The organism is Enterococcus sp. DIV2419 (assembly GCF_051711865.1).
Classification (GTDB): domain Bacteria; phylum Bacillota; class Bacilli; order Lactobacillales; family Enterococcaceae; genus Enterococcus; species Enterococcus faecalis.
On record NZ_JBIONS010000001.1, the window covers coordinates 1,803,376 to 1,816,405 of the forward strand.

Annotated in this window: 12 protein-coding genes and 1 tRNA gene; 1 reads left to right on the plus strand and 12 read right to left on the minus strand. The window is 37.7% G+C overall.

The window, feature by feature from the left end; translation table 11 throughout:
- Window positions 1-10: 10 nt before the first annotated feature.
- Window positions 11-1,159: an N-acetylglucosamine-6-phosphate deacetylase gene (gene nagA, locus IGI97_RS08440; protein ID WP_438738409.1), complete on the minus strand. Its 1,149-nt coding sequence runs from the start codon at window positions 1,157-1,159 to the stop codon at window positions 11-13.
- A gap of 100 nt (window positions 1,160-1,259) precedes the next feature.
- Window positions 1,260-2,087 carry a helix-turn-helix domain-containing protein gene (locus IGI97_RS08445; protein WP_002381942.1) on the minus strand — a complete coding sequence of 276 codons (828 nt, stop codon included), beginning with the start codon at window positions 2,085-2,087 and terminating at the stop codon, window positions 1,260-1,262.
- Between the two features lie 177 nt (window positions 2,088-2,264).
- On the opposite strand from IGI97_RS08445, the gene IGI97_RS08450 reads away from it, so the two are divergent.
- Window positions 2,265-2,441: a hypothetical protein gene (locus IGI97_RS08450; protein ID WP_002357816.1), complete on the plus strand. Its 177-nt coding sequence runs from the start codon at window positions 2,265-2,267 to the stop codon at window positions 2,439-2,441.
- Window positions 2,442-2,506: 65 nt separating this feature from the next.
- Here the strand turns inward: IGI97_RS08450 and IGI97_RS08455 are convergent, their stop codons facing one another.
- The 10 genes from IGI97_RS08455 to hrcA all read right to left on the minus strand — a co-directional run bounded on the left by IGI97_RS08455 (window position 2,507) and on the right by hrcA (window position 12,912).
- Window positions 2,507-3,724, minus strand: coding sequence for a pyridoxal phosphate-dependent aminotransferase (locus IGI97_RS08455; RefSeq protein WP_002357817.1), 1,218 nt, complete (start codon window positions 3,722-3,724; stop codon window positions 2,507-2,509).
- Window positions 3,725-4,024: 300 nt separating this feature from the next.
- Window positions 4,025-4,108 (minus strand) — tRNA-Leu (locus IGI97_RS08460).
- 68 nt (window positions 4,109-4,176) lie between these two features.
- On the minus strand, window positions 4,177-4,638 hold the full coding sequence (locus tag IGI97_RS08465) for a SprT family protein (RefSeq protein ID WP_002365561.1): 462 nt from the start codon (window positions 4,636-4,638) through the stop codon (window positions 4,177-4,179).
- A 26-nt stretch (window positions 4,639-4,664) separates the two neighbouring features.
- Window positions 4,665-6,857, minus strand: coding sequence for a Tex family protein (locus tag IGI97_RS08470; RefSeq protein WP_002360465.1), 2,193 nt, complete (start codon window positions 6,855-6,857; stop codon window positions 4,665-4,667).
- 97 nt (window positions 6,858-6,954) lie between these two features.
- On the minus strand, window positions 6,955-7,689 hold the full coding sequence (locus tag IGI97_RS08475) for a metallophosphoesterase family protein (protein ID WP_438738411.1): 735 nt from the start codon (window positions 7,687-7,689) through the stop codon (window positions 6,955-6,957).
- Between the two features lie 238 nt (window positions 7,690-7,927).
- Window positions 7,928-9,094, minus strand: a complete 1,167-nt coding sequence (gene dnaJ / locus IGI97_RS08480; protein ID WP_002361704.1) for a molecular chaperone DnaJ — start codon at window positions 9,092-9,094, stop codon at window positions 7,928-7,930.
- A gap of 54 nt (window positions 9,095-9,148) precedes the next feature.
- On the minus strand, window positions 9,149-9,271 hold the full coding sequence (locus IGI97_RS08485) for a hypothetical protein (RefSeq protein WP_002357824.1): 123 nt from the start codon (window positions 9,269-9,271) through the stop codon (window positions 9,149-9,151).
- A gap of 114 nt (window positions 9,272-9,385) precedes the next feature.
- On the minus strand, window positions 9,386-11,215 hold the full coding sequence (dnaK, locus tag IGI97_RS08490; RefSeq protein ID WP_002357825.1) for a molecular chaperone DnaK: 1,830 nt from the start codon (window positions 11,213-11,215) through the stop codon (window positions 9,386-9,388).
- Window positions 11,216-11,274: 59 nt separating this feature from the next.
- Window positions 11,275-11,814: a nucleotide exchange factor GrpE gene (gene grpE, locus IGI97_RS08495; protein WP_002357827.1), complete on the minus strand. Its 540-nt coding sequence runs from the start codon at window positions 11,812-11,814 to the stop codon at window positions 11,275-11,277.
- A 54-nt stretch (window positions 11,815-11,868) separates the two neighbouring features.
- Window positions 11,869-12,912: a heat-inducible transcriptional repressor HrcA gene (hrcA, locus tag IGI97_RS08500; RefSeq protein WP_002357828.1), complete on the minus strand. Its 1,044-nt coding sequence runs from the start codon at window positions 12,910-12,912 to the stop codon at window positions 11,869-11,871.
- Between the last annotated feature and the right edge of the window lie 118 nt (window positions 12,913-13,030).

Here is a 13,030-nt window from a genome sequence, read left to right on the forward strand (position 1 = left end):
TTCTTGTGTCTTATGCTCGATAACGTTCTACGCCATCTAAATAAGTGGCTGCTAATTCCATGGTTGGTTCTAATACGATAAAGTCAGCATCTCGACCATTTGCAATCATGCCACATTGATCATCAATTTTACAGCTAATAGCAGGAACTAATGAAGCCATCATAATTGCTTGTGCAGGTGTTGCAATACCCCAATCAACTACATTTTTAATTGCTTCTTTTAGTTTTAAAATACTACCTGCTAAGTTCCCAGTATCCAAACGAGCCGTTCCTTCTGCTACCACAACAGGAAATTCACCTAAATTGTAGTTGCCATCTGGCATACCGCCAGCCATCATGCAGTCTGTAATTAACGCAACGTGATCATGGCCCGCTTTTTCCATCAATACTTCAGCCGCTTGCGGATGTACATGGTGTCCATCACAAATTAATTCAGAGAAAACGTGTTGTAACGTTAACAATGCACCAACCATCCCTGGTTCACGGTGATTTAAGCCGCGCATCCCATTATATGCATGAACAAAAACGCTAGCGCCTGCTTCAACTGCCACATCAGCTTCTTCTAAGGTCGCATTACTATGGCCTAAAGCAACAACGACACCTTCATCTGTAACGGTTTCAACAAATTCTTTCACACCATTACGTTCTGGAGCCAACGCAATTTTCTTAATAATTCCGCCTGAAGCTTCTTGCCATTCGTGGAATGTATCAAGGTCTGGATCTCCAAAATAACTTGGATTTTGTGCGCCTTTATGTTCTTCAGTAAAGAAAGGTCCTTCAAAGTAAATCCCTTGAATTTTTGCACCAGGTACTTCTTGGTAGACTTGACCAATCGTACGTGCAACGTCTGTTAAACGTTCTTTACTTGAAGTTAACGTTGTTGGTAAAAATGAAGTTACACCACAAGATAATAAGCCTTCAGACATCACTTTAATGCCTTCTGCATCGTTATCCATTACGTCATGATTCATGTAACCATGAATATGAGTATCCACTAAACCTGGGGCAATCCATTTGCCTTCCTCACGAATAATTTTTACGTCCCCTTGCGGTTCATCTTTTGTATAATTACCAAAGATACCATCCGTGATTTCTAAATAACCAGGTCCTTTAACCTCGCTTTTTAAAAAGAACTTGTCTGCAAAGATAAATGTTTTCATCTTCATCCTTCTTTCTTTATTTTACTTACTTCAAAAGTACTCTTAATCAGTACAAAAGTCAAGAAATGGTGTAGACCTTTTAAGCAATTCTGAGGATTTTTTAAAGATTGCCACTTTCCACATTTTTCATTTGTTGTGCTAAGTTTAAATAACGTTCTGCTTCTTCGTGTTTATTCTTTCTCATTAAAACTAAATATTTTAGATTTAATAATTCACTTAAATAATAATAACTATTTTTTTTGCGGGCCCAAGTAATTCCTTGATCCACATAAATTTCGGCATCTTTTTCTGTATAATTTTTAAATAAGAAATCAGCATAATTAAAAAATATTTTCGTTAACTCTGCATTACTGCGTTCATTTGGCAATTGATTAAAATAATGAATACTCAAACTTAAAAATCGTTCTGCTTCTACTCGATTGCCCATGTAACCATAAGTGGCACCTAGACAACTAATTAATTGAATCTCTAAATCAGAAACATTTAACTTATCGGCTTTATAGGTGAAAGATAACCCTTTACGCAAGCTAGCAATAGCTTTTTCATAATCATTTAGAACAAACAATTCACAACTACCTAAATAATAATAATATTTTTGCCAGTCCGTATCTAAATACAATTGTTCTTCAATACGATTTTCCTTTAAATAATTTAATAATAATTGATATTTTTTATGGCGAAAATATTCAGCCATTTTTTCAAATGAATACGTAACAACGTGCACATCACCAGATTTATAACGCATAATCTGATCAACAGTCACACCTAAACGATCACAAAGTTGTTGCATTACGAGAACGTTTGGCAACTCTTCATTGTTTTCAATGCGACTTAAAACACTTTGCGAACAGATGTCTTCTGATAACATTTTCTGTGTCAATTTTCTATTTTTTCTAATTTCTTTAATAACTGCACCTAAAGAATTCATCACAATAGCTCCTATTTATATCGGCCATTTTCCTTGCAAAATGGGGATTTTGTCAAAATATGCGAATTCGCATTATGCTTTTATTGTACTTTATTGCATAATATACTGCAAGAACATTATCTAAGGTTTTCTTAGAAAATAAATAGGTTCATTTTTATTAAAAAGGAGTGTTATTGTATGGCCGAAGAGAAAAAGGTTCACTTCATTTGGGAAAAAACAAATTATTCAGGCTTTGTGGAGAAGGAGTATGAAAATTCTTATCTCATCGTAGTAGCAAATCCTAGTCCTGATATGGAAGAAAAATATACCAACCGAATGATTATTAGTAAAAAAGCATGTGAAACCGCAGAATAGTATTGTTGATAAAACAAGAACTACCAAAAAATAGCTTCGTTAGAGGCTATTTTTTGGTAGTTCTTTTATTTTTGTTTGTAGGTACTTAAAAATTCACGCATTTTATCTGCTGTAGTTTTTAAGTCTTCCATCTTCGGTAAATAAACAATACGGAAGTGATCTGGTTGTTGCCAGTTGAACCCACCACCATGGACTAATAAAATATGATGTTTGTGTAAGAAATCTAAAACAAATTTTTCATCATCATAAATGTCAAATTTGGCCGTATCAATTTTCGGGAAAATATAGAAAGCTGCTTTAGGCTTCACGGCTGATAAACCAGGAATATCATTTATCGCATTGTAAATAAATTCTCGTTGTTCGTAAATTCTGCCACCTGGTAAAAGTAAATCATCGACACTTTGATAGCCGCCTAATGCGGTTTGAATGATTTGTTGTGACAACACATTCGAACATAACCGCATGGAAGCAAGCATATTTAGCCCTTCGATATACCCTTTTACTCGTGATTTATCTCCACTTAACACCATCCAACCGCATCGGAAGCCTGCCACTCGATGTGATTTTGACAAACCATTCAATGTTACGACAAATAAATCAGGTGCTAATGTAGCAATCGGTACATGAACCAAACCGTCCATGACCAAACGATCATAAATTTCATCGGAGTAAATAATTAAATCATTTTGACGTGCCACTTCGACAATTTCTAGTAATAACTCTTTCGGATATAAAGCACCAGTCGGATTATTTGGATTTATAATAACGATTGCTTTTGTATTCGAAGTTATTTTTGATTTTATATCATCAATGTCTGGATACCATTCTGCTTGCTCATCACAAATATAATGAACGGGCGTACCGCCCGCCAAAGAAACAGATGCAGTCCATAAAGGATAGTCTGGCATTGGCACAAGTACTTCATCGCCGTTATTTAACAAGCCTTGCATACACATGGTAATTAGTTCACTCACGCCATTACCAGTGTAAATATCATTAATCGTTACATTAGGAAATTTTTTTAATTGGCAATATTGTTCAATCGCTTTTCTTGCAGAAAAAATACCTTTTGAATCGGAATAACCTTCTGAATCGCGAACATTTACAATCATGTCGCGCACAATTTCATTTGGGGCATCAAAACCAAATGGCGCTGGATTCCCTGTATTTAATTTCAAAATACGTATGCCCTCTTCTTGCATGCGTTCTGCTTCTTCTAAAACAGGACCACGGACATCGTAACTTACGTTATTTAATTTATCAGATTTTTTAAAATTTCTCACACGGACTCCCTCGCTTCACAAATTTATACTCTAAAGTTACGCCAACTATAATGAAAAAGCAATAATAAATATCAGAATTTAATAAAAAATTGATGGTTTTTCCGTAATAAACAAGAGCGTGGGACAAAAATCACTTTGGATTTTTGCTCCACGCTCAAAAACTGATAAACGGTGGGAACAGAAGCAACTTCTTCGGAAATAAGCCGAAATTCTCCAAAAATTAAAGAACAATTTTCGGAAATTCCTTCTTATTTCTCGGAGTTAAACACTTCTGTCCCGACCTCTTGTTATACTAGTTGATGCAGATGATGGGACTCGAACCCACACGGACATCTGTCCACATGACCCTCAATCATGCTTGTCTGCCAATTCCAACACATCTGCATTTTAAGAGCACTTATTTATCCTAAAATAATTACTGGTCTTTGTCAAGATAACAAAGACCAGAATCGTTAGATTTGTTCTTTTTTCGCTTGCCAGGACAAACGCCCATGACATTTTCCGCAGACATATCGTGTCGTATCAATTCGTCGTTTTCTGAGGATGACTTCTCCACAAGACTGACATTGGTACTGATGGAAAACTGCTTTTTTCCGTTCTACTAGAGGCGGTGCATAACGGGCACCGCCAGTCTTAGCCAATAACTCTTTAAAGTCCTTATCTTTATGCTGATAGCCTTTGCCAGCTAAATGTAAATGATAGTGACATAACTCATGCTTAATGACTTTTTCCAGTTCCTCTTGTCCATACTTTAAAAAGACAGTTGGATTAAAATCCAGGTGATGCGAAGCTAAATGATAGCGACCGCCCGTAGTTTTTAACCGCCGATTAAATGTAGCTTGATGCAGAAAAGGTTTCTGAAAAAATACGATTGAAATTTTTTCCACTAGCGTTTGAAGCGCTTGATCTGTCATCAAGACTGGTTGAGACTCTTTCATTGTTACTCTTTTCTATCAGCACGAGGCAACATAGTTAAACTAATACGCCCCTTTTTCAAGTCAACATCTTCTACCCAAACTGTGACTACATCCCCCACCGCAACAACATCCGTTGGGTGCTTAACAAATTTAGTACTTAACTTAGAAATGTGGACTAAGCCATCTTGCTTCACACCAATATCGACAAACGCGCCAAAGTCAATTACGTTTCGAACAGTCCCTTGCATTTCCATTCCTGGTTTCAAATCTTCCATTGTCAACACGTCTTTACGTAAAAGTGGCGCGGACATCTCATCGCGCATATCACGACCTGGTTGGATTAAACTAGCAATAATATCTGTGAGTGTTTCTGAACCAACTTCTAACTCAGTAGCTAATTGATTCACTGGTAACTGTTTCAATTTTTCGATAGCTTCTGCTGTCCCTAATTCTTTAGAAGCAATCTCTGCTTTTTCTAAAATTGCTTGTGCTACTGGATAACTTTCTGGGTGAATGCCAGTGTTATCTAACACATTTTTGCCATTAGGAATTCGTAAAAAGCCAATTGCTTGTTCAAATGCTTTTGGTCCTAAACGAGGTACTTTTTTGACTTGATTTCGTGCTGTAAAGACACCATTTTCATCACGATAAGTGACTAAGTTTTGCGCCGTTGTTTTATTTAAGCCAGAAATATGTTGTAAAAGTTGAGCACTCGCTGTATTCACATCAACACCAACTTGGTTTACCGCAGTTTCCACAACAAAATCCAATTGCTCGGCAAGACGTTTTTGCGATACGTCATGCTGATATTGACCGACCCCGACTGCTTTGGGATCAATTTTTACTAATTCTGCCAACGGATCTTGTAAACGACGTGCAATGCTGACCGCACTTCGTTCTTCGACTTGTAAATCAGGAAACTCTTTACGAGCCACTTCACTCGCAGAGTAAACGGAAGCCCCTGCTTCATTAACAATCACGTAAAAGACGTCCCGTTTCACCGCTTTTAATTGCTCTGCCACAAACAATTCAGATTCACGACTTGCCGTTCCGTTTCCAATAGCTACCATGTCCACTTGATAGTCTTCAATGATCTTTTTAAAGGCTGGACCAGCGGCTTCACGTTTCGCAGCAGTCGCTGGTTTATGTGGATAAATCACTTGAATTGCTAAAACTTTACCCGTTTCATCGACAACTGCTAATTTACAGCCTGTCCGATAAGCCGGGTCAAATCCTAGAACAACTTTTCCTTTAAGTGGTGACTGTAATAATAAATTACGTAAATTTTCACCGAAAATTGCAATCGCTTGTTCATCAGCTTTTTCTGTTAATTCATTGCGAATCTCCCGTTCAATCGCTGGTCCAATAAATCGTTTATAGCTATCTAAATAAGCAGCCTCAATGTATGGAGCAGCAAAACTTGTTGCTTGTTTGCCGATTAGTTGACGTTGGAAATAATCATTAATTTTTGTTTCATCAGCGACAAGGGAAACCTTTAAAATGTCTTCTTTTTCACCACGATTCGTTGCTAAGACACGGTGCGGCACCATTTTGCTAACTGGTTCTGCAAAATCGTAATACATTTCATAGGTCCGCTTTTCGTCTTTTTCTTCGTCCTTAACTACGCTAACGTATTGCGCATGTTTAACCATATAATCACGTAACCATGTTCGGTATTTTGGTTCATCGCTAATACGTTCTGCTAAAATTTCATGAGCACCTTGCAAGGCTATCTCGGCGGTTGCAACTTCTTTTTCTTCATTAATAAAAGTAGCCGCTTTAGCTAAGATATCCGCGTTTTCAGGTAAAGAGAGCAACCAATCTGCTAATGGTTCCAACCCTTTTTCTTTCGCGATAGTCGCTTTAGTCCGACGTTTTTGTTTATATGGTCGATATAAATCTTCCACTTGTTGCATTTTTACTGCTTTTTGAATATCTGTTTTGAGTTCTTTTGTTAGTTTTCCTTGCTCTTCAATTAAACGGAGAACTTCTTCTTTCCGCTTTTTCAAGTTTTGTAAATAATGATAACGTTCTTCTATTTCACGGATTTGGACTTCATCTAAACTTCCAGTCATTTCTTTCCGGTAACGGGCAATAAAAGGAACTGTATTTCCTTCATTTAATAAAGTTAAAACCGTTGTTATTTGTTTTGAACGATACGTTGTCAATTCTTTTTGAAGTAGCGCTACTACTTCTTCGTTATAAGCTTCTGCCATTAACTAGATACCTCTTTTCTTATGCATACTTATCTATTTTAGCATATTTTTGCTTCTAAATATAGAAGTGAGGTAACTGATTCGTGCGATTAAGGAATCAAAATTCTGGTTGCCACGCAGGGGTGCGTTTTTGATATTCGATATCTTGGACAATGCCTTTTTCATTAAAAATCACACCATGCACTGAGCCACCAAAAATAGCACCACCATCTATCCCAATTTTTCCATCACTTTGCCAAAGGTCCGTGGTCTGCATATCACCATGTAACATCGGGGTAATGGTATGACCAAAAACAATGGTCTTGCCTGTATTATTTTTCCCTTGATGAAAGGGTTCGCGAATCCACAAAAAATCCTTAGGTGCTGTTTGCCGCCAATCTTCCATCGTTAAATCAACCCCAGCATGCACAAATAAGTAATGCTGCCATTCAAAATAAAGCGGTCGTTTTGTTAAAAAATCAATTAACTCTGGATAGCGACTACAGATCATTAAGGCCATTTCTGTTGGTGAGTATTCTGCAGTAGCTCCTGGATGCAAGAGGCTTTCAATTGTTTCCTTGCCACCATTGCGAACATATCCTACAAACCAGTCCTCTGGATTTTGAAGAAACTGCAAAAAATATTCTTCATGATTGCCTCGTAAATAAACAGCGCCGTGTTGCTCGACAAGTTCTTTTCCTTTGAGAAAACAGGTTTTAGAATGCGGACCACGGTCGTTTAAATCACCAATTAAAACCAGCTGATGCTCGACTGGGTCATAGTCTGTGAGTAAGGCATCAAACAAATCTGCTTGTCCATGAATATCACTGATTACATAAACATATGGTTTCATAAATAAGCCCTCCTAACTTGCTTATATTAAGTATACGCTAAATTTTAAAATATTCTCGTAAAATGTTTGGAAATAAAAAACGAAAATAGGACATAAGTCAAAACGACTTATGTCCCACTCTCTAAATCTTAAAATAATCAGTTGAACAAAAGCAGCACCTGCAATTACTCGTTGCAATTTAGCTTTCAAGAGTGATGAACACTTGGAGCTAACTGCTTTTGTCTCTAACTCGTTTGGTTTATTTTTTCTTCTTACCGCCAAACGCATCTTTCATTTTATCAAAGAAGCCTTCTTCTTGTTGTTCAGTTACATTTTGTCCACCAGCTTTTGCAAAAGCTCGTAGGGCATCCTTTTGTTCTTCATTAAGATTTTTTGGTGTTATTAATTTCACTTTCACGTGTTGATCACCATTGCCCCCACCACGTAAACGTGGCGCACCTTTGCCTCTTAAGCGGAAGTTTGTGCCAGTTTGTGTTCCAGCCGGAATTTTTAATTTCACGTCACCATGAACAGTTGGCACAGTTACTTCGTCACCTAGAGCCGCTTGGACGAAACTTACTGGTAAATCGTAGTAGATTTCTGCGCCATCTCGATCGAAAATATCACTATCTTCAACACGAAAGACTACATATAAATCACCATATGGTCCACCATTGGTACCCGCTTCTCCTTGGTTGGCTAAGCGCATTTGTTGACCGTCTTCTACTCCAGCAGGCACATTTACTTTGACAGTATGCGCTTTTTTCTCATGACCAGTGCCATGACAAGTTGGACATGGTTCTTTAATTTCTTTCCCTGTGCCATGACACACATCACAAGTTTGACGACTCATCATACGACCTAATGGCGTTTGACGTTCAACATTGATTGTTCCAGAGCCATGACATTTATGACAAGTTTCTGGGTGTGTGCCTGGTTTGGCGCCATTACCGCCACAGGTTGCACAAGTATCTTCTCGATTGTACTTAATCTCTTTTTCGACACCGAAAATAGCTTCTTCAAATTTCAATTGAATTGTATATTGTAAATCGGCGCCTTGTCTTGGTGCATTTGGATCAACAGAACGGCCACCGCCGCCAAAGAATGAATCGAAAATATCTTCGAATCCACCAAAACCACTACTGCTAAATCCGCCGCCACCGAAACCGCCAAAGCCACCAGCGCCGCCACCGTAATTAGGATCAGTTCCTGCATGGCCATATTGGTCATAGGCCGCTTTTTTCTGTGGATCACTTAATACTTCATACGCTTCAGAAACTTCTTTAAATTTTTCTTCCGCATCGGCTTCTTTGTTAATATCTGGATGGTACTTTTTGGAAAGTTTGCGGTATGCTTTTTTAATTTCATCATCTGAAGCACCTTTTGCTAATCCTAGCACTTCATAATAATCTCGTTTCGTCGCCATTGACTTCCCTCCAACTTTCTTCAAACTTTACAATGTGTTTAGAACCAGCCAAATTCATCGATTGCTTTCGGTCTCTCTGGTTGGATTATCTGTCACACCTTGAATCAGTGTTACTAGCTGTGAATAGGTATTTTCAGCTTGTTTAACATCGTTGTAATCATACCACAGTTCTTTCAAAACCTAAATAGTTTCTTGCTAACTTGATTGTGGTTGATTTTCTCACAAAAGACAAGGGACTGGGACATTAGTCATTGTACTAATGATCCAGTCCCTAAAATCAATTGTTATTGATTATTTGTCATCACCATTTACTTCTTCAAAATCAGCATCAACAACATCATCAGCGCCACCTTGGGCAGCTTCAGGATTTTCTTGTGCTTGTTGTTGCGCAGCTTGTTCGTAAAGTTTTACTGTTAAGTTTTGGACGATTTCATTCAATGAATCACGTTTTGCTTTCATTTGTTCGATATCGTTTGCTTCGATGGCTGCTTTTAATTCATCACGCGCATCTTCTGCTTTTTTCACTTCTTCAGCGTCTACTTTGCCTTCTAATTCTTTCAATGTTTTATCAACAGTGAATAATAAAGCATCTGCATCGTTACGTAAGTCAACTTCTTCTTTACGTTGTTTATCTGCTTCAGCGTTTGCTTCAGCATCTTTCACCATACGTTCGATTTCATCATCAGATAAACCTGAAGAAGATTTAATCGTGATTGTTTGTTCTTTTTGAGTGCCTAAGTCTTTCGCACGAACATTTACAATCCCGTTTTTATCAATGTCAAAGCTTACTTCAATTTGTGGCACACCACGAGGAGCCGCAGGAATATCTGTTAATTGGAAACGACCTAATGTTTTATTATCAGCGGCCATTGGACGTTCACCTTGTAAAACGTGAATATCAACAGCTGGTTGATTGTCAGCAGCAGTTGAGAAGACTTGTGATTTACTTGTTGGAATCGTAGTGTTACGATCAATTAATTTTGTAAATACGCCACCCATTGTTTCAATACCTAATGACAACGGTGTTACGTCTAATAAGACAACGTCTTTAACATCACCAGTGATTACGCCACCTTGGATGGCAGCACCCATTGCTACTACTTCGTCAGGGTTAACTGATTTGTTTGGTTCTTTGTTTGTTTCTTTGCGAACAGCTTCAACTACAGCTGGAATACGTGTTGAACCACCAACTAGGATAACTTCGTCGATTTCAGAAGGATTTAAACCAGCATCTTTCAAGGCTTGACGTACTGGTACTTTTGTACGTTCAACTAAATCACTTGTTAATTCATCAAATTTTGCACGAGTTAAGTTCATTTCTAAGTGCAATGGTCCTGCTTCGCCAGCAGTAATAAATGGCAAGCTGATTTGTGTGCTTGTTACACCTGATAAGTCTTTTTTCGCTTTTTCAGCAGCATCTTTCAAACGTTGTAATGCCATTTTATCGTTAGCTAAGTCAATGCCATTTTCTTTTTTAAATTCTGCAACCATGTAGTCAATGATTTTATTATCAAAGTCATCCCCACCTAGGTTGTTATCACCTGCTGTTGATAATACATCGAAAACGCCATCGCCTAATTCAAGGATTGACACGTCGAATGTACCACCACCAAGGTCAAAGACAAGAATTTTTTCATCTTTGTCTGTTTTATCTAAACCATAAGCTAAAGCTGCTGCTGTTGGTTCGTTAACGATCCGTTCTACTTCTAAACCAGCAATTTTACCAGCATCTTTTGTTGCTTGACGTTGCGCATCGTTGAAATATGCAGGAACTGTAATAACTGCTTTTTCAACTTTTTCACCTAAATAGTCTTCAGCAAAACCTTTTAAATATTGTAAGATCATTGCAGAAACTTCTTGTGGTGTATATGATTTTCCTTCAACATCAACTTTGTAGCCAGCTTCACCCATGTGACGTTTAATAGATGAAATCGTGTTAGGATTTGTAACAGCTTGACGTTTTGCTACTTCGCCCACTTGAATTTCACCGTTTTTGAATGAAACGACAGAAGGAGTTGTGCGGTTACCTTCTGGGTTTGCAATAATTTTTGCTTCGCCGCCTTCTAGCACTGCGACAGCTGAGTTTGTTGTTCCTAAGTCAATACCAATAATTTTACTCATAGTGAATATCTCCAATCTGTATTAGTTTTCTATAATAATATATTTTTAATTAACGTTTGTTATTGTGCAACAATGACCATTGATGGTCGTAACACACGATCTTGTAATTTGTACCCTTTTTGTAGAACTTCAACAATGGTATCTGCTGGGGTTTCTTCAGAAGCAGGGACTGTTTGAACGGCTTGATGTAAATTTGGATCAAAGGTTTCACCCATTGCTGGGATTTCTTCAATTCCTTCTTCTTTTAAAGCCACAGTAATACTTTCTAGCACCATCGAAATACCTTTTTTCAAGCTTTCGCCTTGTTCATCTGATACTTCAATAGCCATTGCTCGTTCTAAATTATCAATAGATGGTAAAATCTTTTTACCTAAATCTTGTGAGCGGTAACGAACTAATAATTCTCGTTCGTTTTTATTTCGATTGCTCATATTAGCAATTTCAGCTCTTGCCCGCAAGAACTTGTCTTCCATTTCGGAAAGCTCTGCTTTAAGATTTTCAATCTCTGTTGCTTCAACTTCTACTTCAGAAACGCCAGCAGCATCAACAGCTTCCATTTCTTCTTGTAATTCTTCTTGCTTCTCTTCTTTTTTACTCACTTCAGCAACTTCCTTTCTCTTTATGCATCTACTTCTTATCCTAACAAGGTTTGCTTAATTACCTAAAAAACGGTAATAGTCACCTAGTTGTGAAGCTAGCTCATGTCGAAACGTGTCTACCAAACCGAATATTTTTGAATACGGCATACTGGTTGGTCCTAGCAGGGCAATTGTTCCTTTGCCATGTCCTGATACTTCATACGTAGCAGTGATCATGCTCATATCTTCTAAGAGATTGTTGCCAATTTCTGAGCCGATACGAAAAACAATTGGATTTTCTGTTGTTGCAGAACCATTTAATAAATGCGTCAGCTCATCAGAATTTTGCATAAAGGAATAGACAGATTTCAATTGTTCAATATCTTGTTTGATGCCAAAATCTAACAAATTCATGCGACCACCGACAAAGACTTTTTCTTCAAAGGCATGTCCTAACATCTCATCGAATAAGTTCATCATTCCTTCTGGCGTTTGGAAATAGCGATGTAAAATCATCGGAATCTCCGTCCGCAAACGATGATAAACGGTCAACAAAGGTTGTCCAACCAACTTATCATTGATGATTTGTGTCATTTTTTCAAGATCTTGGCTAGAAACAGCGGCAGGAATGGCAAATACTTGGTTTTCAACATTGCCTTTATCTGTCACTATAATAGCAAGGACTTGCCGATCATTCAAAGGAACCATTCGAAAGCCGGTTAATTTCCGTTCTTTCACTTCAGGTCCTAATGAAAAAGCAGTATAACTTGTCAATTCTGATAGAATTTCAGCTGATTGTCGAATAATATCATTAATCTCATGAAATTCTTTTCCAAAAGATTGACGGATTCTTCTAAGTTCGTTCTCTTCTACTTGTGTTGGTTGTAAAAGATGATCCACGTAGTAACGATAACCAGCCATTGAGGGGATTCGCCCTGAAGAAGAATGGGTCTTAGCTAATAAGCCGTATTCCTCTAATGCTTTCATATCATTACGAATTGTGGCAGAACTAGAGGCAATGCCATCCTCCATCAATTTCTTAGAACCGACAGGTAAGCCCGTGTTCGTGTAATTTTGGATGATAAGTCTCAAGATATTTTGTTGTCTTTCTGTAATCATCGTTATTACCACCCTTCATTAGCACTCTTAACATCTAAGTGCTAACTACATATACTAATATAACAAGTCCTTACCTTTTTGTCAAGGGAAATACGCAACTTTTTAGCACTCTTCAAAC